The organism is Rhodoblastus acidophilus (assembly GCF_025961575.1).
Taxonomy (GTDB): domain Bacteria; phylum Pseudomonadota; class Alphaproteobacteria; order Rhizobiales; family Beijerinckiaceae; genus Rhodoblastus; species Rhodoblastus acidophilus_C.
The window spans coordinates 129168-151449 of record NZ_JAOQNX010000005.1 but is presented as its reverse complement, the minus strand read 5'-3'; the positions used below and the strand labels follow the sequence as shown (position 1 = coordinate 151449).

Below are 22282 nucleotides of genomic sequence, written 5' to 3'. Positions count from 1 at the left end.
TGTCCCGAAATTCCCGACTCCCAAGGCCAGCGCCCCCGCCCTGGCCTCCGCCGCACGCGCGCCTCGAGACCTCGGACATGAACCAGCCCACACATGCGGCCGCCATGAACCACCACGCGGACGCCTTGAACGACAGATTGCGGTTCATGCAGATGGATGCGGGCGCCAGCGCGGCCGTGCGCAAGATCAAGCCCCTGATCGAACGCGAGCTGCCCGGCGCGCTCGACGCCTTCTACGAGCAGGTGCGCGCGACCCCGGAAACGCGAAAATTCTTTTCCAGCGAGAGCGGCATCGCCAGCGCCAAGTCCCGGCAGGCCGGCCATTGGGGCGCGATCAGCTCCGGCCAGTTCGATCAGACCTATTACGACAAGGTGCGCCGCATCGGCGAGATTCACGCGCGCATCGGCCTGGAGCCGCGCTGGTACATTGGCGGCTACGCCCTGATCACCGAGCGCCTGGTCACGGCCGTGGTCAAGGAGCTCTGGCCGAAATTCGCCCTGGGCGGCCCCAAGGCGGACGAGGTGGGCGCGTCGCTGAGCGCGATGCTCAAGGGCGTCTATCTCGACATGGACCTGTCGATTTCGATCTATATCGAGGCGGCCGAGGAGGCGCGCAAGCGCCAGGAGGCGGAGGCGGCCGCGCGCGAGAGCGAGATCAAGGCGCAGGCCGAGGCGGCGCGCAAGGCCGCCGAGGCCGAGGCGCTCGCTGGCGAACGCTCCACGGTGGCGCGCACCATCGGCGCCGGACTGGCGAAACTGGCGGAAAAGGACCTCACCTATCACATCACCGAGCGCCTGCCGGAGGCCTACGCCCAGGTCCAGGCCGATTTCAACGAGGCGGTGGAACAGCTCGCGGCGGCCTTCGAGGCGGTGCGCGCCTCCACCGATGCGGTGCATTCCGGCTCCGAGGAAATCGCCATCGCCTCCAACGATTTGTCGCGGCGCACCGAGCAGCAGGCGGCGAGCCTTGAGGAGACCGCCGCCGCGCTCGACCAGATCACCGCCACGGTGAACAAGACCGCCGCCGGCGCCCGCATCGCCCGCGAATCCGTGGCCGGCGCCCGGGTCGACGCCGAGCACGGCGGCGCCATCGTGCGCAAGGCGGTGGACGCCATGAGCAAGATCGAGAAATCCTCGCGCCAGATCAGCCAGATCATCGGCGTGATCGACGAGATCGCCTTCCAGACAAACCTTCTGGCGCTGAACGCCGGGGTCGAGGCGGCGCGCGCCGGCGACGCCGGGCGCGGTTTCGCCGTCGTCGCCTCGGAAGTGCGCGCCCTGGCGCAGCGTTCGGCCGAGGCCGCCAAGGAGATCAAGGATTTGATCTCCACCTCCGGCGCCCAGGTCAGCGAAGGCGTGTCGCTGGTCGCCGAGACCGGCAAGGCTTTGTCGCAGATCGAGGGCCGGGTCGGCGAAATCGCCGGCGTCATCACCGACATCGCCGCCAGCGCCGAGGAACAGGCGACCGGCCTGCAACAGGTCAACACCGCCGTCAACCAGATGGACCAGGTCACCCAGCAAAACGCCGCCATGTCGGAGGAGGCGACGGCGGCGAGCCAGTCGCTCGCCCAGGAGACCGACCGTCTGGCGACGATGATTTCCGAATTCCGGATTTTTCACGCGCAAGAAGGCGCGCGGCGCCGCGCCCCGGAACGGCTGCGCCGCGAGCTGGAGAAGACGGCGCCCCACGCCTTCCGCACCTCTGCGCCCCCGCCCGCCCGCGCCCAGCGCGCGCTGCTGAAAGCCGCGGTCGGCGCCTCGCGTCGGCTTGTCGAGGACGACGATCAGGACTGGCGGGAGTTCTGAGCCGTGACCACCGAAACGCCCCCCATGCTCGCTCTGCCGCCCGCGCTCGACGCCGACGCCGCGGTCCATCTCGCCAACGCGCTTTGCGACCTGCGCTACGCCCCGCTGACGCTCGATGCGGCGCCGCTGCGCCGGATCGGCGCCCAGGGCCTGCAAACCCTGCTGTCGGCGGCGCGCAGCTGGCGCGCCGATTCCGTCGCCCTCACGTTCATCAATGTCAGCCCGGAGGCGCGCGACCAGATCCGCGCCATGGGCGTCGATCCCGTCCAGGAATTTGGAGAGGCGCCATGAGCATGAAGACCATGAGCATGACGATCCTGACCGTGGACGATTCGCGCACGATGCGCGACATGCTGAACCTCGCTTTGTCGGAAGCCGGCTACCAGGTGGTGCAGGCGACGGACGGCGCCCACGGGCTCGAAGTGCTGCGCGCGGAAAAACCCGACATCGTCATCACCGACATCAACATGCCCCGGCTCGACGGCTTCGGGTTCATCGAAGCCGTGCGCCAGGATCCCGTGTTCCGCCGCATCCCCATTCTGGTGCTCACCACCGAGAGCGCGCCGGACAAGAAGGAGCGCGCGCGACAAGCCGGCGCCACCGGCTGGATCGTCAAGCCGTTCAACGCGGAAAAACTCGTCAGCGTGGTGCGCCGCGTCGCGGCCTAGCCAAACCTCATGAGACCGGAGCGCGCGCGTGGACCCGATGGAGACGATCCGCCAGACATTCTTCCAGGAATGCGAGGAGCAGCTCAACGAAACCGAAACCGGGCTGCTGGCGCTCGAGATCGGCGAGGCCGATTCCGAAACCGTCAACGCCGTGTTCCGCGCGGTCCATTCGATCAAGGGCGGCGCGGGCGCGTTCAAATACGAGCGCCTCGTGCGCTTCGCCCATGTGTTCGAAACCGCGCTCGACGGCCTGCGCAATGGCGCTCTGGAGGCGTCCCCGGCGGTGATGAAAACCATGCTGCGCTCGGCCGACCTGCTCGCCGATCTGGTGCGCGAGGCGCGCGGCGACGCGACGGTCGAGGACGAGCGGCTCGAAACGCTGCGCGGCGCGCTCGCCGGTCTGGCGGAGGCGCCGAGCGAACCGGCGACCCAGGAGGCCGACGCCTTCGCCTTCCAGCCGCTGACGCTTTGCCTGGACGATCTCGGCCCGCCCGCGCCGGGCTGGCGCATTTTTTTCCGTCCGACCGCCGACCTCTACCGGCGCGGCAACGAGCCCGCGCGCATCCTGCGCGAACTCGCCGAACTCGGCGACCTCGACGTCGCCTGCGACGCCAGCGCCCTGCCGCTGCTCGACGCCTTCGATCCCGGCGGCGCCTATCTCGCCTGGACCATCGACCTCACCACGAGCGCGCCGCGCGAACGCGTGGAGGAGGCCTTCGACTTCGTCGTCGACGATTGCGACTTGCGCATCGCGCCGCTCGCGGCGGCGCCGGAATCCGAGACGCCGGAATCCGAGACGCCGGAAGCCGAGACCCAAAACGCCGACCCGTTCGCTTTCACCCCATTGTCGATCGATCTCCCCGCGATCGACGCGCCGCCGGCGCCCGAGGCCTCCGCTCGGGCGCCGGCGCGCAAGCCCGAAATTTCGCGCACGGAAGCGCCGGTGTCGCAAACGATCCGCGTCGATCTGGAGCGCGTCGACCGGCTCGCCAATCTGGTGGGCGAACTGGTGATCAACCAGGCCATGCTGTCGCAGAGCATTGTCGAGGCCGGCCTGCCGCGCGCGTCAAAAGCCTTCGACGACCTGAGCGCGCTGGAGCAGCTCACGCGCGAAATTCAGGACGGCATTATGGCGATCCGCGCGCAACCGGTAAAACCTTTGTTCCAGCGCATGACCCGCATCGTGCGCGAGGTCGCGGACGCCACGGGCAAGATGGTGCGGCTGAAGACCGAGGGCGAGGCGACCGAAGTGGACCGCACCGTGTTCGAAAAGCTCGCGGACCCCTTGACCCATCTGGTGCGCAACGCCGTCGACCATGGGCTGGAGACGCCGGGGGACCGGGCCGCCGCCGGCAAGCCGGAGCATGGCGAGGTGCGGCTGTCCGCCGCGCATCGCTCGGGCCGCATCGTCATCGACGTCAGCGACGACGGCAAGGGCATCGACCGCGCCCGGGTCAAGGCCAAGGCGATTGAACAGGACCTGATCGCGCCGGACGCCCAGCTTTCCAACGCCGAGATCGACAATCTGCTGTTCCTGCCCGGCTTTTCGACGGCCGCCGCCGTCTCCGACATTTCGGGTCGCGGCGTCGGCATGGATGTGGTCAAAAGCTCGATCCAGTCGCTGGGCGGGCGCATTTCCGTGTCATCGCGGCCGGGCCTCGGCGCCACTTTCTCCTTGAGCCTGCCGCTGACGCTCGCGGTGCTCGACGGCATGGTGGTCAAGGTCGCGGACCAGACGCTGGTGACGCCGCTGACCACCATTGTCGAGACGCTGCGCCCCAAGGCCAAGGACGTGCACCGGCTCGGCGTCGACCAGCGCGTGCTCGCCGACCGCGGCGCCTTCGTCCCGCTGATCGACATTGGCCGTGAAATGGGATTTCGCTTCACGCCGGCCGATCCGCAATCCGGCGTGGTGATCATCGTCGAAGGCGACGGCGGCGCCCGCTGCGCGCTGATGGTCGATTCCATCCTCGACCAGCGCCAGGTGGTGATCAAGAGCCTGGAGACCAATTACCAGCAGGTTCAAGGCGTCGCCGCCGCCACCATTCTCGGCGACGGCCGCGTCGCGCTGATCCTCGACGTCGACCGTTTCGTCGCCGGCGCCGCCGCCTGTTCGCAACCGCCTCTCGCCGCAGTGAGCTGACCCATGCCGATCACCGACGCGTCCGCCGGCGCCTCAAGGGAATTCATCGTCCTCCGCCTGGACGCGATGGATTTCGCCATCGACATTATGGCGGTGCGCGAGATTCGCGGCTGGACTCCGGCGACCGCCCTGCCCCACGCCCCCTCTTTCGTGCGCGGCGTGATCAATCTGCGCGGCGCGGTGCTGCCCATCATCGATCTCGCGGAGCGGCTGGGCTTCGCGCCGATCGAACTCACGGCGCGCCGGGTGGTGATCGTGGTGCAGATTGGCGGACGCCTGGTCGGCCTGCTGGTGGACGCCGTCTCCGACATCCTGTCGCAGCCGCTCGAAACCATCCAGCCCATCCCCGATGTCGCCTCCGAGGCGGTCAAACTCTACGTGCAGGGCGTATTCGCCTTCGACGACCGCATGATCGGCCTGATCCGCCTCGACCATCTGGCGCCGCCAGCCCTGGGAGAAGCCGCTTGAGCGCCCTGCGCCAAGACAGTCTGTTCGACGGCGACTATCCGCTCACGCGGGAGGATTTTCGCGACATCGCCGCCATGCTCTACGCCGACGCCCGCATCCATCTCACCGACAGCAAGGCGAGCCTGGTCTATTCGCGGCTGATCAAGCGGCTGCGGGCGCTGAACCTCGAAAGTTTTGCGGATTATTGCGCGCTGCTGCGCGAGGACGAGGACGAACGCGCGGAAATGCTGTCGGCGCTCACCACCAATGTCACCCGCTTCTTCCGCGAGCGGCATCATTTCGAGCATTTGTCGAGCCGCGTCCTGCCGAACCTGCTCGCGCAAGCGCGGCGCGGCGGGCGCGTGCGCCTGTGGTCGGCCGGCTGCTCCAGCGGCGAGGAGCCCTATTCGATCGCTTTGACCATTCTGGAGCAGGACCCGCGCGCCGCCGATCTCGACGTCAAGGTGCTGGCGACCGACATCGACCCGCGCATGGTCGCGCGCGGCCGCGACGGAATCTATGCCGAGGCCGCGCTGGCCGAGGACATCGCCGCGCCCGCTTTGCAGCGTTTCTTCCTGAGAGAGGGCGCGCAGCGGCGCGCCGGCGACGAATTGCGCAAAATGGTGGCGTTCCGCCGGCTGAATCTCAACGGCGACTGGCCGATGCGCGGCCCCTTCGACGTGATCTTCTGCCGCAATGTCGCAATCTATTTCGACGACGCCACGCAAGGCGCGCTGTGGGAAAAATTTGCCGACAAACTCTCGCCCGGCGGCTGGCTCTACATCGGCCATTCCGAGCGCGTCGACGGCCCCGCGAGCGCGCGCTTGAGCAGCGCCGGCGTCACCGCCTATCGCCGCAACGCCGAACCCTCCGGAGACGCGCCATGAAATCCGTGCGCGTCCTCATCGTCGATGATTCCGCGACCATGCGCGGCATGATCGCCTCCACCCTTTCGCGCGCGCAAGGCATCGAGGTCGTGGGCGCGGCGTCGAACCCGCTCGAGGCGCGCGAGGCGATCAAGGCGCTCAATCCCGACGTGATGACGCTCGACGTCGAAATGCCGGGAATGAACGGCCTGAATTTTCTCGACAAGGTGATGCGGCTGCGCCCCATGCCGGTGGTGATGGTCTCCGCGCAAACCGCGCGCGGCGCCGAGGCGACGCTCGCGGCGATGGAGCTGGGCGCGGTGAGTTGCGTCGCCAAGCCGAGTCTCGAAAATCCGGGCGCCTTCGACTGCCTGCCCTCCCAGGTGGTCGCGGCGGCCTCGGCCCGGATCGGCGACCGCATCCGCCCCGCCGCGGCGGCGGCCTCCGGCTTTCGCTGGAACGGCAAGATCGTCGGCATCGGCGCCTCGACCGGCTGCGTCGAAGCGCTGCTCGCCCTGGTCCCGAGCTTTCCGCGCAACGGCCCGCCGGCGCTGATCGCCGTGCACATGCCGGCGAATTTCACCAGATCCTTCGCCCGCCGCCTCAACGGCGCCACCGAGGCCGAGGTGATGGAGGCCGAGGACGGCGCGCCCCTCAGTCCCGGCCGCATCCTGGTCGCCCCCGGCGGCGTCCATATCGAGGCGGTCGACGCCGCAAACCCGCATTGCCGGCTGCGCCCGGGCGCGCGCGTCGGCGGCTTCCGCCCCTCCGTCGACGTGCTGTTCGCCTCGATGGCCGAGCATTTCGGCGCCCGGGCGGTCGGCGCGATCCTCACCGGCATGGGCGGCGACGGCGCGGCGGGCCTGCTGGCGATGCGCGAGGCCGGCGCGCGCACGCTCGGCCAGGATGAGGCGACCAGCATGATCTACGGAATGCCCCGGGCCGCGAAATTATGCGGCGCCGTGGAGATTGAGGCGCCGCTCGAGGAGATCGGACGGCGCATTGTGGATTTGACCAATCTGGAGAGGCGCTGAAATGGGTTCCCTTGCTGAAAGACTCGAAGTCACCGTGGTGGACGACACCGCCGTCAGCCGCGCGCTGATCGTCGACGCGCTCGAACAGATCGGCATCACCCGCATCGCCCAGGCGAAGAACGGGACGCAGGCCTATACCGACATTCTGGCCAAGCCGACCCATCTGGTGATCTCCGACATGAACATGCCGGGCATGGACGGGCTGGCGCTGCTGAAAAAGCTGCGCGAGACGCCGGCGACCGCCCGCATCGGCTTCATCCTGGTCACCGGCAGCCCCGACAAGACCCTGGTGGAGCGCGGCAAGGCGCTGCAGCTCAACAATTACGTCGCCAAGCCCTTCACCGTCGACGCCGTGCGCAAGGCCATCGAGGCCGTGGTCGGACGGCTGCAATGACGCCCGCGCCGCTGAACACGATCGCGCTCGTCCAGGGCGACCACGCCGTCAGCTGTGACGCCGGGACGGTGTTTTCCACCGTGCTCGGCTCGTGCGTGGCGGTCTGCCTGCACGATCCCGCGGCCGGCGCCGGCGGCATGAATCATTTTCTCCTTCCCGGAGAAACCGCTGCTGTCCAGCGGCGCGAGTCCGACCGTTTCGGCGTCTATCTGATGGAGGTTCTGATCGACGACCTGATCAAGATCGGCGGCCACCGCGACCGAATGCAGGCCAAGCTGTTCGGCGGCGGCCACATCCTGCGCGGGCTCGGCGCCATTGGCGCGGCCAATGCCGCATTCGCCAGAGATTATCTGCGCCGCGAGGGCATCAAAGTGGTCGCCGAGGATCTGGGCGGCGAACGGGCGCGGCGCGTGCAATTCTGGCCGGCCTCGGGCCGGGCGCGGCAAATCTATGTCGCGCCGGAATCGAAGCTCGCCGCCGAGGCCGCCACGATCGGACCGCTCGGCCTTCCCTTCGCCAATCTGGCGCTGTTCGCATGAAGCCGGGCCCCGACATCGAGACCGATCTGGCGAACGCGCTGGAGCGCGCCGCCGAGGCGCTGGGCCTGACCTGCGCGCGGCTGACGCGCGTCGAGAGCGCGATGAGCGCGCTCATGCGGCTCGCCGGCCCCGCCGCCATGGCGCATTGCGCCGATCTGCAGGAGCTCGACCGCAGCGCGCAGGAGGTCGCGAGCCTCGCCGAATTCATCGGCCAGCTGGCGCGGCGCACGCCTGACGCGGTCCTGGTGGATGTCACGGACGTCACGCGAAACATCCCGCTCGACGATCTCGCGCGCTTCCTCGGCCGCGCTCCGGCGCAGGCCCCGCCGCCCTCCCAGGACGAGGAGATTTTTTTCGCCGAGGACGCGCGCGTCGACCAGCCCTGACGCCGCCTCTCGTTGCGGAAAAGGTTGCTCTTCCGGGGGGAGGCTGGAAAAGCTAAGTTCCGGCGATGATCTGGATCATCCTCGGACTCTTGACCGGCCTCGCCATGCTGAGCGCGCTCTGGCCGCTGGCGCGCGCCGCCCGCCCCAGCCGCGAGCGCGAGGCGGAGGTCGCCTTTTTCCGCGCGCAGATCGCCGAACTCGACGCGGATCTGCGGCGCGGCCTGATCGATCCCGGCGGCGCCGAAGCGGCGCGCACGCTGGCCGCGCGCCGCCTGCTCGCGGGCGAAGGCGACGCCCCGGCGCCGACGCCGTCCAAGGGCGCCCGCTGGGCCGCCGCCTGTCTCGCCGCTCTCGCCATTCCCGCCGTCGCGTTCGGCCTCTACGCCCATGTCGGAAACCCCGCCCTGCCGGACCAACCGCTGTTCGCGCGCCTGAATCCGGCGCAGCCGACGGAAGCGCCCGCGCAAGCGGTCGCGCGGCTCGAAAAACATCTGGCCGCGCGCCCCGAGGATGGCCAGGCCTATGAGCAGCTCGCCCCGCTCTACCAAAACTTGAACCGGTGGGACGACGCAGTTCGCGCGCGGACGGAAGCCTTGCGCCTGCTCGGCGAAACGGCGCAGCGCCATGAAGCGATCGGCGAGGCCATGATCGACGCGCGCGAGGGAATGGTCACGCTCGAGGCCAATGAACATTTCGAGCGGGCCCTGGCCCTGAACCCGAATCTTGCGGAAGCGCGCTTTTACATCGGATTGGGCGCGGCCCAGGACGGCGACACGGCGCGGGCGCGGGCGATCTGGACGGCGCTCGCCAGCGAAATACCCAAGAATTCAAGATTGAATGCGGCCATTACGCAGCAACTCTCGACCCTGGACTCGCTCGAATCCAAGTGAATCAAGCTTTCATGAACGGCAAATAAAAAAAGCTGAATCGTCGATTCCGTCGCGCGCGCCAGATTGCTTTAACAAAGCCCGCGCTTTAGCTTTTCATTGGAAGCCAAGCTGTATTCCAAGCAAAGCAACCAAATAAACACCAATAAAGGGATGGAATCAACAATGAGACTCGACTCGATTGCGGCTTTTGCCGCGTTTGGACTGTTCGCCAGCGCCGCCTGGGCGGGCGTCGGCGATCCCGGCGACCCGGAAGCGGGCGCCAAGATTTTCCAGAAGTGCCACGCCTGCCACAACATCGGCCCCGACGCCAAGAACGCCGTCGGCCCCGTGCTGAACGGCATCAAGGGCCGCAAGGCCGGCACATATCCGGGCTTCAATTATTCCGACGCCAACAAGAATTCGGGGATCACCTGGGACGAGGCGACCTTCAAGGAGTATATCGCGGCGCCGCAGAAGAAGATTCCCGGCACCAAGATGACCTTCCCCGGTCTGCCCAACGAAAAGGACCGGGACGACATCTGGGCCTATGAAAGCTCGTTCAAGGAAGACGGCTCCAGATAAGCGTCGGCTTCCCCGAACAAGAGCGCCGGCCACAGACCGCGGCCGGCGCCGCAAGAAACCAGCGTCCGCAAAAACCCGCGAGTGCAGAAGCGAGGGAGTCTCAGGCGGTCTTGCCGCGCCAGATCCAGCAGGAGCAGTCCGGGGAGGTCTTGCCCTCGACGAACAGGCAAGCGGACGGCGCCTGAAACGATTTGCAGCCGCCGCAGGTGTGGCCGGCGATCGTGGCCGCCGAACTGAAGCGCACGGCGGATTTGGGAACCTTGACCTGCGCCTGGGCGCCGGTCGCTGCGAGCAGACCGGCGGAACCCGCGGCCACGCCGCCGGTGAGCAGCAGACGGCGCGAAACGCCCTTGGATGGATCGCCTTTGGATGGATGGATGCTGTTCATGAAAGCCTCCGCCGTCGCGCGCCTTCGCTCCACGCTGACGAGCGGAAGCGCGCACGCCTTCCCATGATTCGGAAAGCTTAGCTGAAGCGCGGCGCATCCAAATTGATGCAGTGCAACATTCGCCCGCCGCCTGCGCATGGCGGCTATCGAACCCGCGCATGCGGGAATCGGCGCCGGTCCTATTTGAGATTGCTGAGATAGGCGGCGACGGCGTTCTTCTGGTCCTTGGTGAGCTTGTGGGTGATCGGCGACATGATCGCGGCATTGTCGGGATTTTTCGCGTCCAGCCCGCGAATGGCGTCCCATTCCTCGAGTTCGCGGACCATATATTCCTGAAGCTGGCCGGCAAGGCGCGGAAACTCGCCGGCGCCCTTGGCGTCTTCGCCGTGGCAGGCGGAACAGGGCGGGACCTCGGCGCTGGGAACGCCTTCCTCATAGATTTTCTTGCCCTCGGCGACCAGCGCCTGCGGCCCCGGCGAAGCCGGCGGCGGATTGAAATCCTTGAACTGCGTGCTCAGCGCCTGGATCATCTCCGGCGACAGGCCGCCGGCGACCCCGCTCATGAACGGGTCGATGCGGCGATGCTCCTTCAGCGCGGTCAGTTCATAGGCGATATACTCGGGCTGTTGTCCCGCGAGCCGCGGAATAGCTTCGACGCCAAGAAAACCCTGCCCGGACTGTCCGTGACAGGTCTTGCAGAAGGCGGTTTTGGCCTGAACCGCCTGCGGAGACACCGCCGCGGGCTTGCCGTTCTCGGCGCGGACCGCGCCCACGCCGAAAAGAACAATGAAAGAAGCCGCCAAAGACAGCGACCCGCGACCGAAGACTCCCATCTCTCCCCCCGAACGACTTTCTTCGCACCAAAGGAAAACGAACCTGCGCATTGGCGCCATCGGTGAAATGACGGCTCGATTCCCCTGCGGAAGCTTGCCTGTGACGCAAAGCCTGGCTGATTGTTCTGTGACCGGACGCCCGATTGACTGTCGACCGAAGGGCGCTTTGCGTTTTCAGGCTTGTTGGGCGCCGCCGCATTCCTTTTGAGGAATCGCGACAACAACCGAGCGATTTGTAACAGCGCCGCCGTCAGCTTGGCAAGACGAGGCGACCAAGAGGAACAAGCGCCAAAATAGACATGCTGCAGCGCAAAAAACCATCTTCCTCAAGTGAATGCCAAAAAATTTTATTTCCACAACAAGGGCTTGAACAAAACACACCCCGTATTCCCCTCAGACTTCAGACGCCAGGAAAGAGTTTAAACACTTGACTCATGGTGCATATTTGCAACGCATCGATCAAAATAGTAAAAAGCGCGCGCCAATACACCACCTGCCAGTTGTCATCGGCCGCGACGCCGTTTACGAATCGCTCAGGTTATGGTTCGTATTTGCTTCCTTTGCGTCCGATCGAGAAAAACAAGAATACGCCAGCTGGCGGACCAGCAAAAACAACCGAAATCACAATCCATAAATGCGCGGGGGGCGCGGTATGAGGGCCAACGGGTTCAAATTGGGCGTGCAATCCGCCGCCTTCACGCTCGCGCTGTGCGGCGTCGGCCAGGCGGCCGACGCGGGCAAGGGACCCATCTCCCGACAATCCATTGAAAGCAAAGCCGAATATTGCCTGATCTGCCACGGGGCCTCCGGACAGGGCTTTCGCGGCTATTTCACCATGCCGCGCCTCGCCGGACAGCAGCCGCAATACATTGAGAACCAGTTGCACGCCTTCAAGGAAGGCCGCCGCGTGAACCCGATCATGCAGAATGTGGTGACCGCCGTCAGCCCAGGCATGATCCGCCCGCTCGCGGACTATCTTCGCGGCCTGAACGCGCCGCCCCATGGCGGCGGGCCGACCGAGGGCGCCGCCTTGGGCAAGCGCATTTTCGAAACGGGGCTTCCCGACGCCAATATTCCCGCCTGCGCCGTCTGCCATGGTCCGGACGCGCGCGGAACCCGGCAGATTCCGCGGCTCGCCGGACAGCTCTACTGGTACGTGACCAAGACCCTGACCAATTTCGGCCGGGAGCGCGGACAGCGCGGCGAGGATTCCTCAGGGATCATGGCGCCGGTGGCGCGCAACCTGAGCCCGGCGCAGATTTCCGCCGTCGCCGCCTATGTCAGCTCGCTCAAGTGAGCCGGTTCCTCTGACACTTCGGAATTGACCGTTCAAGCGCGAGACCTTGGATCATGAACCGATTCGCTCTTCATCTTGCGGCCCTGGCGATCACGCTGGCTTCGACCGGCCCGCTGCGCGCGGAGGACGATCTGCCCATCCGCAACTGCACCTTCTGCCACGGCGTCTCCGGCCAGGGTTTCATGGTCGCGCCGCGCATCGCCGGACAGAGGCCGCAATATATCGAAAACCAGCTCAAGTCCTTCATGGCCCATGTGCGCGACAATCCCTATGCGCGCAAATACATGCACAACGCCTCGGCCAATCTGACTCCCGATCTGATCACCGGCTTCTCCCAATATTTCGCCGCTCAGGCGCCCCGCCCCGCCGACGACGGCGACAAGGCCCTGGTCGCGACCGGACGGGACATTTTCGAGAACGGGATTCCCAGCCAGAACGTCGTCGCCTGCGTCGTCTGCCACGGGCCGAACGCGGAAGGCGTGCGCCATATCCCCCGGCTCGGCGGCCTCTCCTACATCTACGTCAAGCGGCAGCTCGACCAGTGGAACGAGGGCTATCGCCAGGCGGCGCATCCCATGCCGAAAGTGGCGAAATTCCTTTCGCCCCAAGAGATCGACGCGCTCGCGTCCTATCTGAGCTATGTCGAATGACCCAGGGGCATGAGCGTGACTGCGGAGGTCCCGCCGCATTCGGGACAGAGACGGCGAAACCATCGCCGCAGGTGAGATCGAGGGGGAAGGATCGGATGGTCTCGAAGGTCGCAATCGCCAAGCTCCGCAGCGCCGCAGCGCTGGCCGCGCCGCTCGCCCTCGTCGTTTCCCTCGGCGGGGTCGAGAAGGCGGACGCCCTGCCCTCCTTCGCCCGCCAGACCGGCCAAACCTGCTCGACCTGCCACACGGCCTTCCTGCAGCTCACCCCGTTCGGACGGCGCTTCAAGCTGAACGGCTATATTTCGCGCGGCGGCGGCCCCTATGGCGCGAGCGGAACGGAAAACGCCCTGCTCGATCCGCCGCTGCCGATCGCCTTCATGTGGCAGGCGACCTTCACCCATCTGAACAGCGGCTATAACGGGCCGCCCGGGAGCCTCTACGCGCCGCCGACCGATCCCAGCAACATCGTCACCGGCGGCCAGGCCGGCGGCTACAATGGCACGAACAATTACGGCGACCTCGCCCAGCAGCTCAGCATCTATTACGGCGGCCAGATCTACGGAAACCTCGGCGCCTTCATCCAGTTCAGCTACAGCAACGGCTTCACCCGCAACTTCGGCATGGACAATGCCGACGTCCGCTACACCGGCCAGTTCACCCTCGACAATACGGATGTGCTCTGGGGCATCACCGCCAATAACCGCCCGACCATGCAGGACCCCTGGAACACCACGCCGGTCTGGGCCTATCCCTTCCTCACCTCCGCCTTCGCCCCCACCCCCGCGGCCGCAACCATGATCGAGAGCATGGGGCCGGTCCAGGCTTTGGGCGCCGGCGCTTACGTCTTCGTCAACAACACGTTTTACGGCGAAGTCAGCGCCTATGGCTCGCCGCCGCCGCGCGTGCAGACCACCATGGGCGAATCCCCGCCCTCCCTCGGCTATACGATCAGCGGCCTCGCGCCCTATTGGCGCCTCGCCGCGGAGCCGGTCTGGGGCGAGCACGCTTTCATGATCGGCACTTACGGCATGTCGGCCAACATCCTGCCCAACCGCGTGTTCGGCTTCGGCACGGACAAGGTGACCGACCTCGGCTTCGATTCGCAGTACCAGTGGCTCACCGACGAGCATGCCGTGACCCTGCGCGCCAACTATATTTTCGAGCGCCAGAATCTCGACGCCAGCCTCGCCGCCGGCTTCACGGCCAACCAGACCAATTACCTGCGCGCGCTGCAGCTGAGCACCGAATATGTCTATGACCACAAATATGCGTTCGAAATCGCCTATTTCCAGTATACGGGAAGCCCAGACGCGATCGCCTTCAACAATAACGTGAACTTCTCGCCCAATTCGGCCGGCTGGATTTTCGACGTGTCCTATCTGCCGTTCATGCGCGGCGGCCCAAAAATCTGGCCCTGGTACAACACCCGCATCGGCGCGTCCTATACCATCTACAACCGGTTCGACGGCGGCACGACCAATATCGACGGCTTCGGCCGTAAGGCCAGCGACAACAACACGCTGATGCTTTACGCCTGGAACATGTGGTGACGCATTTTTGCAGCGCTGACCTCCGATCGCCCCGCCTCGCGCGGGGCGATCTTTTTCCCAAGGTTGGCGCTGAGCCCAAGGCTGCGATAGGGTCGCTCCGGAATTTTTCGAGACCGCCTCCGTGACCAAGCCGCGCACCAGCCAGACCCATCCGCTGCAAATCGCCCATGTGCGCGCCGGGCCGGAGCTGGGGCGCATCGGCGTCACCTTCTGTCCCGGCAAGCACGACCGCGCCGCGCATTCCGGCGCATGGGCGCGCGACCTCGGCGCCGATCTCGACGTCATCGCCGCATCCGGCGCGCGAATGGTCGTGACCCTGGTCGAGCCGGCCGAACTCCTGTCGCTCAAAGTCCCCAATCTCGGCGCCGAGGTCCTCGAAAAAGGTCTCGACTGGAAACATCTGCCGATCCCCGATTTTTCCACCCCCGACGCCGCCTTTGAATGGGCCTGGCGCAGCCACGGCCGCGACATCCGCGCTTTGTTGCGCGACGGCGGCGATGTCGTCCTGCATTGCAAGGGGGGGCTCGGCCGCGCCGGCATGATCGCGGCGCGGCTGCTGGTCGAACTTGGCATGGAGCCGAAACAGGCGATCAAGGAAATTCGCAGCGCGCGAAAAGGCGCCATCGAAACCCCGGCGCAACTGGCGCTGGTGCGCCGGACGGCGCCGCTGGTCGACATCGACTCGATCGACGCCGCGCGCCTGCAAAAGGTGGGGGGACGGCTCGGCAGCAATCCCGGCGGCGTCTTCGCCGACGCCGAGGGCCGGCGTTTCTACGTCAAGACGCTGGAATCGCCGGCGCATGCGCGCAACGAAGTTCTGGCGGCGAAATTCTACCAGCTCGCGGGCGCGCCGACGCTGACCTATCTGCGATCAGCCGACCCTTGCGAGGTCGCCACCGAATTCGTCGATCTCGAGAAAAAAACCATCGCCGAACTCGACGCCGACGAGCGCAGGCAGGCGCGGCGCTGGTTCGGCGTCCACGCCTGGACCGCCAACTGGGACGCCGCCGGATTCCTGGGCGACAACCAGGGCGTGGCGGCGGGCGTGACGATCACGCTCGACGTCGGCGGCGCCCTCGCCTTCCGGGCGCAAGGCGATCCCAAGGGCAAGGCGTTCGGCCCCGCCACGCCGGAACTCGAAACCCTGCGCGCCGACCCGGACAATCCGCACGCCAAAAAACTGTTCGGCGACATGAGCCCCACCGAGCTCCGCGAAGCCGTCGCCTTGGTGACGCGCATTCCCAACGCCGCGATCGTCCGGCTGGTCGCCGCGCATGGCGGCGGCGCGGCGCTCGCGGAAAAAATGATCGCGCGCAAGGCGGACATGGCCCGTCAGGCGCTGGACTGGCGATAGGACGGCGCATCTCACCGCCTCACAACCATTCCGTAATTCTTTCCATCTAAAGTTGCAGTGCAGCCAGGAGTATTTTGGCGACAGCGCTCGCCAAAAGAACGCTGGCGGATGGCGCGAGTCTGCGCGCGCAAATGAATCTGAATGCATTGCCGGTCCTGGTGGATTGAATGAATGTGCTGCGACTTTCAGGGTGAGCCTCCTCCGACGATCACGCTTCCTTGTCTCGGAGGTGTGAGCGCTTGATCCCGAACCGGCAGAGCCTGCTCCTGCACTGGCCGCTGGCGATGGCGAGCGGGTTTCTGCTGTTCGTTCTGGTTCTGGCCTGGACGCTCTATTCGACCCAGGTCCAGTTGCGCGCCGCCACCGACGCGCGCCTGCTCGCCGACAGCGCGCGCCGCGCCGCCGTCGTCGAGGATTTCCTGTTCGAGCAGGAAAAGCTCGCGACGCAGCTTGCCCGCAGCGACGAGATCGAAGACTACCTCACCAATGAAGCGCTGGGCATGTCGCCGCGCTACGGTTTGAACGCCAACGTCAGCTTCATCGAACAGCGCTTCCAGAAGACCATCGAGCGCATCTCCTTGCGCGGCGACGCCTTCCTCCGCCACATCGGCTTCGCCAGGATCGACGGGGCTTTCGTCGCCTCTGTCGGCGATGGCGCGACGCCCGAGATCGTCGAGATCCCCCAGACCGTCCAGAGGCCGCAGATCAACGCGCGGAACTGGACCATCGAGGTCGTGGCGCCGGTTTTCTTTAAGAACACTCTCGTCGGCGCGATCACGACAACGGCCGACCTGAAAGTTCTCTCAAAACTGCTGATCGAAGCGGAGGACAGCGCGGGCGGCTATCACGAATTCCTGCTGATCGGAGACGGCGGCCACGCGCTGTCGCCGCGCGAGGCGAAGGCGAATTTCGAACTTGTCGAAAGGTCCCTGGCGGAACTGCCCGCGAACCGGCTCACGCCCGCTGTCTCCGACCGCAAGTCTGTCGAGGACATGCTGGCGCTGCGGACGCCGATCAACGGCGCGCCCCTGTCGCTGGTGACGCTCACCTCGGCGGCGGCGGCCTATGGCGGCGGCGCGCCCCCGGCCTATGCGCTCTATCTCGCCGCCTTTGCCGCCGCCTTGTTCCTGATGGCGATCGGCTTTGAGCGACAGCGCCGGCGCGCCGCGCAATTGAAAAGCGATTTCGCTGAATCCGATCGCCGCCGTCACGAATTGTCGCAACACAACACCGCCCTTTCCGAAGAAATCGCGTTGCGCAAGGCGCTGGAAGAAGATTTGCGCCGCAAGACCCGCGCCCTCAAGGAAACCAATTCGGATCTTCGCATCGCCGCAACGGCCTTCGAGTCGCAGGAGGGCATGGTCGTCACCGACGCCCGTCACAGGATTCTCAGGGCCAACAGGACCTTCAGCGAGTTGACCGGCTATGCCCCCGACGATCTCGTCGGCCAATCGACCGCTTCGTTCAATTCGCAAAGCGACACCACGAGCCTTTACGCGGAAATTATCGAGGCGTGCGAGTTCTCGGGCCGATGGCAAGGCGAAGTCTGGCTGCGAACGAGAAGCGGCGGGGCGATCCCGCGATGGTTGACGGTTTCGGCCGTGCAGGACGAGACCGGCGGCCACTCGCATTACGTCAAGACCTATTACGACCTGTCCGAACGAAAGGAAGCCGAGGCGAAAATCCGGTCGCTGGCGTTCTATGACCAGCTGACCGGCCTGCCCAATCGAACCATCCTGGTCGAGCGCGCGCGCCAGGCCATGGCGCAGTGCCGGGACCTGAGGACCCATGCGGCGCTTCTGTTCGTCGACCTCGACCAGTTCAAGAGGCTGAACGACACGCTCGGCCACCACAAGGGCGACCTGCTGCTGAAACAATCGGCGGCGCGCCTGCTCCGTTGCGTGAGCGATGGCGACACCGTCTCGCGTTTCGGCGGCGACGAATTCGTGGTGCTCCTGACCGATCTGGGCGCATCCGACATCGCCGGCGCGGCGCTTCAGGCGGAAGCGATCGCCGAGACCATCATCGCCAGCCTTGCCGAACCGCAAAATCTCGACGGTCACAGCTTCCGCTGCACGGCGAGCATTGGCGTCGCCCTGTTCCACGACGACGGGCAAAGCATGGACGATCTGCTCAAATGGGCGGATATGGCCATGTATGACGCGAAGACGTCGGGACGCAACGCCGTGCGCTTCTTCGACCCGGCGATGCAGAAGCTGATCGAGGCGCGCGCCGCCATCGAAGCGGCGCTCAGGGAGGACATCGCCCGGAACAACATCCTCCTCCATTACCAGCCGCAGGTCGACGACGAGGGACGGCTCGTCGGCGCGGAGGCGTTGTTGCGTTGGCCGCGCGCGGATCGCGACGCGCCCTCGCCGGTCGAGGTCGTCGAGGTCGCCGAAAACTCGGGGCTGATGATCCCGCTCGGAGACGCCGTGCTCGAATCCGCCTGCCGCCAGCTGGTCGAATGGGCGAAGTCTCCGGCGCTGGCGCATTTGACGCTTGCGGTCAACGTCAGCGGCGTGCAGCTGCATCATCACGGCTTTGTCGAACGCGTCAGAACAGCGGTGGAGCGAACCGGCGCCGATCCGCGCCTCCTCAAGCTGGAGGTCACCGAAAGTTTTGAAATCTCCAGGATCGAAGAGGTCATCGCCAAGATGAGCGTGCTGCGCGATCTCGGCATCCGCTTTTCGCTCGACGATTTCGGCACCGGATATTCGTCGCTGTCCTATCTGAAGCGGCTTCCCATCGACCAGCTCAAGATCGACAAGAGCTTTGTCAGGGACGTCATCTCCGACCCCAACGACGCCGCCATCGCCGAGACGATCATTGCGCTCGGCGAGACGCTCGGGCTCTCGGTCATCGCCGAGGGCGTGGAGACCGAGGAGCAGCGCGCCTTTCTGGCGGACCGGGGCTGTCGCGTCTACCAGGGCTATTTGTTCGCCCGCGCCATGCCGGCCGAGCCGTTCGCGCAATTCGCGGCGCTGTTTTCTCGCGCAAAGCCCGAAAATGACGTTCCGCACCACGCGAAAAGCCATCTCCTCGCCAGCGCATGTCCCTGACCCCGAACTGATCACGCCAATCGTTCAAATTGTCCATAAATTTGAGTGTGGGTCATAACGTTTCGGTTGTTTGATCTTCGTAAGCAGAGTCCGGCGGCGTCGTTCAAACGCGAATTGCGCTGCGGCAAGAGACCAGCAAATCGCCTGAATGAATTTTCCCGATGCATTTTCCGAGAGGGTCGTCGCCATGTTCTGGAAGCGCTTGCCTGGCCGCCGCCTTGGCGTCGCCCTCGCCGCCATGCTGGCCTGCACCGCCGTCTCGGCGGCCGATCTCGCCGACATCAAGGCAAAGGGCGAATTGCGCCATATCGGCATCCGCTACGCAAATTTCGTCACCGGAACGGGCGACGGCTTCGACGTCGAGATCATGCAGGGCTTCGCCAACAAGCTCGGCGTCTCCTACAAGCTGGTCTATTCGGATTTCTACAATGTGATCCGCGACCTGCTCGGCAAGGACGTGTCGCGTGGGAATGGCGAGGTCACGCTGACCGGCGATTTTCCCGTCAAGGGCGACGTGATTTCCACCGGCTTCACCTTGCTGCCCTGGCGCGAATCGATCCTGCTGTTTTCGGAGCCGACCTTTCCCTCGCAGGTCCTCCTGATCGCGCCCGCCGAATCCGATCTCCAGCCGATCAAGGACGGCGCGTCTCTCGCCGACGACATCCGCGAAACCAGGCAATTGATCGGCGCCCGAAGCCTGCTGGTCATGGAGCGCACCTGCCTCGATCCCGCGAACTACGGATTGACCGGCGTCGGCGTCGACCTGAAGAAATACACCAAGAGCGCCAACCTCAATGAAATGGTCCCGGCGCTGCTCAATGGCGACGCGCAACTGGCGCTGCTCGACGTGCCCGACGCAATTCTCGACCTGCGCAAATGGGCGGGCCAGATCAAGGTGCTGGGACCGATCTCCGAGCCACAGACGCTGGCGACCGCCTTTCCCAAGGACGCGCCGGAGCTGCGCGACGCCTTCAACGCCTATCTGCGGGAGATCAAGGCCTCCGGCGACTACGACCGCCTCGTCGACAAATATTACCCCGGCATTCGCCTGTATTTCCCGCAATTCTTCGCAAAGACGCACTGATGAGCTCCGCCCCGCGCGACCTGTTCCGGCAGTTCGCGAACCACTGGCTCCTGATCGCCGCCGGCATATTTTCGCTGTCCATGGTGGTCATGACCTACAATCTCTATGCCTCGCACGTCGAATTGCGCGACAACGCCGACGCGCGCCTGATCGCGGCCAGCGACGCCCGCAGCGCCGCGATCGGCGATTTCATCAGGGAGCGCCGCCAGGATGTCGCCCGACTCGCAGGCGGCGAAGCGATTGCGGATTATTTCGGCAACCGCGACCTCGGCATGTCCGTCAAATACGGGCTTTTCGCCAGCCTCGCGGCCATCGAGCACACTTTCAAGGAGGTCATGGACAAGGACAGGCTCCAGGACCAGCGCATCTACGAGGGCCTGACCTTCTTCGACCGCGACGGCGTCCCGCAGGTCAAGCTGGGCGCCGCCGCCCCGCAGGCGAACCCGGCGGCGGAGGTCTCCGAGCCGGACATCGCGATCGACGCGAGACGCCGCCTCATCATGGTCCGCGCCCCCGTGATCTACAAGGACGAGGTCCGGGGCGCGGTGGAGGCGGTCATCGGCCTCGACCTGCTCGCGCCGCTGATGGTGTCCAAGGAGCTCTGGCGGCCGCGCGAATTTCTGCTGGACAATGACGGCGCCGTGCTGTTTCCGACGGAGCCGAAACCCGCCTCGGCGACCGCGCTGGACCGGGAGCTGGCGAGCCTGCCGGCGGGCCGCATCCTGCCGCTGTCCGCGGCGGAATTTCCCGAGCTCAAGGGCTATTTCGCCCTGCGCGCCCCGGTCAAGGGCGCGGATCTCTCCATCCTGCGGCTGGCGAGCGAGGAAGAGCTGTACGGCCGCGGCCTGTCGCCGCTCACCGCCTTCTGCATGGGGCTGTTTTCCGTGCTGCTGTTCGCGCTGGCGCTCGGTTTCGACCTGATGCGCAAGACGGCGGCGCGGCTCCACGAAGAGAAGATCCACGGACTGGCGTTCTACGACCAGATCACCGGCCTGCCCAATCGATGCCTGCTGATCGAGCGCATCCGAGAGGCGCAGGCCGCCAATGCGCGGCACAAAGCCTTCGGCGCCCTGATGTTCATCGATCTCGACAATTTCAAGACGCTGAACGACACGCTCGGCCACGACATGGGCGACCTGCTGCTGACCCAGGTCGCCGAGCGCCTGAAGGGCTGCGTCGACCGCGGCGACATGGTCGCCCGCCTGGGCGGCGACGAATTCGTGGTCCTGCTCGGCGATCTCGGCACGCGGAACGTCAAAATCGCGGCGATGCGCGCCGAGGCCGTCGGAGAACGCATCCTGCGCGCCTTTTCCCTGGATTACGATCTCAAGGGCTATGATTATTCCTGCACGCTGAGCATCGGCGTCGCCTTCCTCGAACCCGAGAATCCCTCAATCGACGACCTGTTGAAACGCGCCGATCTCGCCATGTATGACGCCAAGGCGGGCGGCCGGAACGGCCTGCGCTTTTTCGATCCCTTCATGCAGACCATGATTTCCGCCAAGGCCGCGCTCGAGGCGGACCTGCGCGAAGACATGAAGAAAGCGGATCGCATCCTGCTGTATTACCAGCCCCAGGTCGACCACCAGGGCAAACTGGTGGGCGCGGAGGCGCTGGTGCGCTGGGTCCATCCGCAACGCGGCATGGTGCCTCCGGCCGAGTTCATTCCGGTGGCGGAAAGCGCCGGGCTGATCCTGTCGCTGGGCGCCCTGGTGCTGGAAATCGCCTGCCGCCAATTGGCCCGCTGGGCGGAAGATCCGGCGACGGCGCATCTGACCATTGCGGTGAATGTCAGCGCCATCCAGATGCGCCACAAAAATTTCGCCGAACAGGTGATCCGGATTCTGGAGGAAACCGGCGCGAATCCGCATCGCCTGAAGCTGGAACTCACGGAAAGCACGCTGATCAAGAATATCGGCGACGTCATCGCGAAAATGGAAAAGCTGAAAGCCATCGGCGTCAGCTTCTCGCTCGACGATTTCGGCACCGGCTTTTCCTCGCTGGCCTATCTGAAGCGCCTGCCCCTCGACCAGATCAAGATCGACATCAGCTTCGTCCAGGATGTGCTGGTCGACGCCAATGACGCCGCGATCGCGCAAACGATCATCGCCCTGGGCCACATTCTCGACCTCTCGGTCGTCGCCGAAGGCGTCGAAACCGAGGAGCAATATGATTTCCTGGCCCGGTACGGGCAGTTGAGCTACCAGGGCTATCTGTTCGGGCGGCCTTTGCCGGCGGCGGATTTCGAGAGGCTTGTCGCGGCCTTTTCGCCGCGCCGCCGGACGTCGAGGACGATTCAGGGCGCGGTCATCGCACGAGCGGGATGAGCGC

At 65.7% G+C, this 22282-nt stretch carries 21 protein-coding genes; 19 read left to right on the top strand and 2 right to left on the bottom strand.

Going from position 1 to position 22282, the window contains the following annotated elements; genetic code table 11:
* Positions 1–77: 77 nt before the first annotated feature.
* The 12 genes from M2320_RS05220 to M2320_RS05165 all read left to right on the top strand — a co-directional run bounded on the left by M2320_RS05220 (position 78) and on the right by M2320_RS05165 (position 9733).
* The gene (locus tag M2320_RS05220; RefSeq protein WP_264596357.1) at positions 78–1805 is read left to right on the top strand and encodes a methyl-accepting chemotaxis protein; all 1728 of its coding nucleotides are present in this window, start codon (positions 78–80) and stop codon (positions 1803–1805) included.
* A 3-nt stretch (positions 1806–1808) separates the two neighbouring features.
* Complete coding sequence (locus tag M2320_RS05215; RefSeq protein WP_264596356.1) at positions 1809–2096, top strand: STAS domain-containing protein; 288 nt, start codon at positions 1809–1811, stop codon at positions 2094–2096.
* A gap of 11 nt (positions 2097–2107) precedes the next feature.
* Positions 2108–2473 carry a response regulator gene (locus tag M2320_RS05210; protein ID WP_264596392.1) on the top strand — a complete coding sequence of 122 codons (366 nt, stop codon included), beginning with the start codon at positions 2108–2110 and terminating at the stop codon, positions 2471–2473.
* Positions 2474–2510: 37 nt separating this feature from the next.
* Positions 2511–4616 (top strand): chemotaxis protein CheA, encoded by a 2106-nt coding sequence (locus tag M2320_RS05205; RefSeq protein ID WP_264596391.1) that lies wholly within the window; start codon positions 2511–2513, stop codon positions 4614–4616.
* A 3-nt stretch (positions 4617–4619) separates the two neighbouring features.
* Positions 4620–5084, top strand: coding sequence for a chemotaxis protein CheW (locus tag M2320_RS05200; protein ID WP_184429675.1), 465 nt, complete (start codon positions 4620–4622; stop codon positions 5082–5084).
* Complete coding sequence (locus M2320_RS05195) at positions 5081–5950, top strand: CheR family methyltransferase (protein ID WP_264596355.1); 870 nt, start codon at positions 5081–5083, stop codon at positions 5948–5950. The genes M2320_RS05200 and M2320_RS05195 overlap by 4 nt, the downstream gene beginning before the upstream one ends.
* On the top strand, positions 5947–6963 hold the full coding sequence (locus M2320_RS05190; RefSeq protein ID WP_264596354.1) for a protein-glutamate methylesterase/protein-glutamine glutaminase: 1017 nt from the start codon (positions 5947–5949) through the stop codon (positions 6961–6963). Before M2320_RS05195 ends, M2320_RS05190 begins: the two co-directional genes overlap by 4 nt.
* Before the next feature lies 1 nt (position 6964).
* Positions 6965–7357 carry a response regulator gene (locus M2320_RS05185; protein WP_184429673.1) on the top strand — a complete coding sequence of 131 codons (393 nt, stop codon included), beginning with the start codon at positions 6965–6967 and terminating at the stop codon, positions 7355–7357.
* Complete coding sequence (locus M2320_RS05180; protein WP_264596353.1) at positions 7354–7896, top strand: chemotaxis protein CheD; 543 nt, start codon at positions 7354–7356, stop codon at positions 7894–7896. Before M2320_RS05185 ends, M2320_RS05180 begins: the two co-directional genes overlap by 4 nt.
* Positions 7893–8282: a hypothetical protein gene (locus M2320_RS05175; protein WP_264596352.1), complete on the top strand. Its 390-nt coding sequence runs from the start codon at positions 7893–7895 to the stop codon at positions 8280–8282. Before M2320_RS05180 ends, M2320_RS05175 begins: the two co-directional genes overlap by 4 nt.
* Positions 8283–8347: 65 nt before the next feature.
* The gene (gene ccmI, locus M2320_RS05170) at positions 8348–9172 is read left to right on the top strand and encodes a c-type cytochrome biogenesis protein CcmI (RefSeq protein WP_264596351.1); all 825 of its coding nucleotides are present in this window, start codon (positions 8348–8350) and stop codon (positions 9170–9172) included.
* 162 nt (positions 9173–9334) lie between these two features.
* Positions 9335–9733 carry a c-type cytochrome gene (locus tag M2320_RS05165; protein ID WP_264596350.1) on the top strand — a complete coding sequence of 133 codons (399 nt, stop codon included), beginning with the start codon at positions 9335–9337 and terminating at the stop codon, positions 9731–9733.
* A 100-nt stretch (positions 9734–9833) separates the two neighbouring features.
* On the opposite strand, the gene M2320_RS05160 is transcribed toward M2320_RS05165, so the two are convergent.
* Both M2320_RS05160 and M2320_RS05155 read right to left on the bottom strand, forming a co-directional pair.
* Positions 9834–10121 (bottom strand): high potential iron sulfur protein, encoded by a 288-nt coding sequence (locus tag M2320_RS05160; RefSeq protein ID WP_264596349.1) that lies wholly within the window; start codon positions 10119–10121, stop codon positions 9834–9836.
* Positions 10122–10300: 179 nt separating this feature from the next.
* Complete coding sequence (locus tag M2320_RS05155) at positions 10301–10954, bottom strand: c-type cytochrome (RefSeq protein ID WP_264596348.1); 654 nt, start codon at positions 10952–10954, stop codon at positions 10301–10303.
* 652 nt (positions 10955–11606) lie between these two features.
* Here M2320_RS05155 and M2320_RS05150 point away from each other — a divergent pair.
* The 7 genes from M2320_RS05150 (at position 11607) to M2320_RS05120 (ending at position 22278) form a co-directional block, all read left to right on the top strand.
* Complete coding sequence (locus tag M2320_RS05150; protein ID WP_264596347.1) at positions 11607–12251, top strand: c-type cytochrome; 645 nt, start codon at positions 11607–11609, stop codon at positions 12249–12251.
* A 53-nt stretch (positions 12252–12304) separates the two neighbouring features.
* Positions 12305–12901, top strand: a complete 597-nt coding sequence (locus M2320_RS05145; RefSeq protein WP_264596346.1) for a c-type cytochrome — start codon at positions 12305–12307, stop codon at positions 12899–12901.
* 95 nt (positions 12902–12996) lie between these two features.
* Positions 12997–14451 carry a hypothetical protein gene (locus M2320_RS05140; RefSeq protein ID WP_264596345.1) on the top strand — a complete coding sequence of 485 codons (1455 nt, stop codon included), beginning with the start codon at positions 12997–12999 and terminating at the stop codon, positions 14449–14451.
* Positions 14452–14572: 121 nt separating this feature from the next.
* On the top strand, positions 14573–15805 hold the full coding sequence (locus tag M2320_RS05135; RefSeq protein WP_264596344.1) for a cyclin-dependent kinase inhibitor 3 family protein: 1233 nt from the start codon (positions 14573–14575) through the stop codon (positions 15803–15805).
* Between the two features lie 239 nt (positions 15806–16044).
* Positions 16045–18867, top strand: coding sequence for a bifunctional diguanylate cyclase/phosphodiesterase (locus M2320_RS05130; RefSeq protein ID WP_264596343.1), 2823 nt, complete (start codon positions 16045–16047; stop codon positions 18865–18867).
* Between the two features lie 187 nt (positions 18868–19054).
* Entirely contained in the window at positions 19055–19951 is an 897-nt protein-coding gene (locus M2320_RS05125; RefSeq protein ID WP_264596342.1) for a transporter substrate-binding domain-containing protein, read from the top strand.
* Positions 19951–22278 carry a putative bifunctional diguanylate cyclase/phosphodiesterase gene (locus tag M2320_RS05120; RefSeq protein WP_264596341.1) on the top strand — a complete coding sequence of 776 codons (2328 nt, stop codon included), beginning with the start codon at positions 19951–19953 and terminating at the stop codon, positions 22276–22278. The genes M2320_RS05125 and M2320_RS05120 overlap by 1 nt, the downstream gene beginning before the upstream one ends.
* Positions 22279–22282: the final 4 nt, after the last annotated feature.

Bases quoted from the DNA above. Each gene is read 5' to 3' on its own strand.
- M2320_RS05220 (WP_264596357.1), top strand. From the start codon at position 78: ATGAACCAGCCCACACATGCGGCCGCCATGAACCACCACGCGGACGCC.
- M2320_RS05125 (WP_264596342.1), top strand. From the start codon at position 19,055: ATGTTCTGGAAGCGCTTGCCTGGCCGCCGCCTTGGCGTCGCCCTCGCC.
- M2320_RS05150 (WP_264596347.1), top strand. From the start codon at position 11,607: ATGAGGGCCAACGGGTTCAAATTGGGCGTGCAATCCGCCGCCTTCACG.
- M2320_RS05190 (WP_264596354.1), top strand. From the start codon at position 5,947: ATGAAATCCGTGCGCGTCCTCATCGTCGATGATTCCGCGACCATGCGC.
- M2320_RS05185 (WP_184429673.1), top strand. From the start codon at position 6,965: ATGGGTTCCCTTGCTGAAAGACTCGAAGTCACCGTGGTGGACGACACC.
- M2320_RS05145 (WP_264596346.1), top strand. From the start codon at position 12,305: ATGAACCGATTCGCTCTTCATCTTGCGGCCCTGGCGATCACGCTGGCT.
- M2320_RS05210 (WP_264596392.1), top strand. From the start codon at position 2,108: ATGAGCATGACGATCCTGACCGTGGACGATTCGCGCACGATGCGCGAC.
- M2320_RS05180 (WP_264596353.1), top strand. From the start codon at position 7,354: ATGACGCCCGCGCCGCTGAACACGATCGCGCTCGTCCAGGGCGACCAC.
- M2320_RS05175 (WP_264596352.1), top strand. From the start codon at position 7,893: ATGAAGCCGGGCCCCGACATCGAGACCGATCTGGCGAACGCGCTGGAG.
- M2320_RS05200 (WP_184429675.1), top strand. From the start codon at position 4,620: ATGCCGATCACCGACGCGTCCGCCGGCGCCTCAAGGGAATTCATCGTC.
- ccmI (WP_264596351.1), top strand. From the start codon at position 8,348: ATGATCTGGATCATCCTCGGACTCTTGACCGGCCTCGCCATGCTGAGC.
- M2320_RS05140 (WP_264596345.1), top strand. From the start codon at position 12,997: ATGGTCTCGAAGGTCGCAATCGCCAAGCTCCGCAGCGCCGCAGCGCTG.
- M2320_RS05205 (WP_264596391.1), top strand. From the start codon at position 2,511: ATGGAGACGATCCGCCAGACATTCTTCCAGGAATGCGAGGAGCAGCTC.
- M2320_RS05165 (WP_264596350.1), top strand. From the start codon at position 9,335: ATGAGACTCGACTCGATTGCGGCTTTTGCCGCGTTTGGACTGTTCGCC.
- M2320_RS05160 (WP_264596349.1), bottom strand. From the start codon at position 10,121: ATGAACAGCATCCATCCATCCAAAGGCGATCCATCCAAGGGCGTTTCG.
- M2320_RS05120 (WP_264596341.1), top strand. From the start codon at position 19,951: ATGAGCTCCGCCCCGCGCGACCTGTTCCGGCAGTTCGCGAACCACTGG.
- M2320_RS05155 (WP_264596348.1), bottom strand. From the start codon at position 10,954: ATGGGAGTCTTCGGTCGCGGGTCGCTGTCTTTGGCGGCTTCTTTCATT.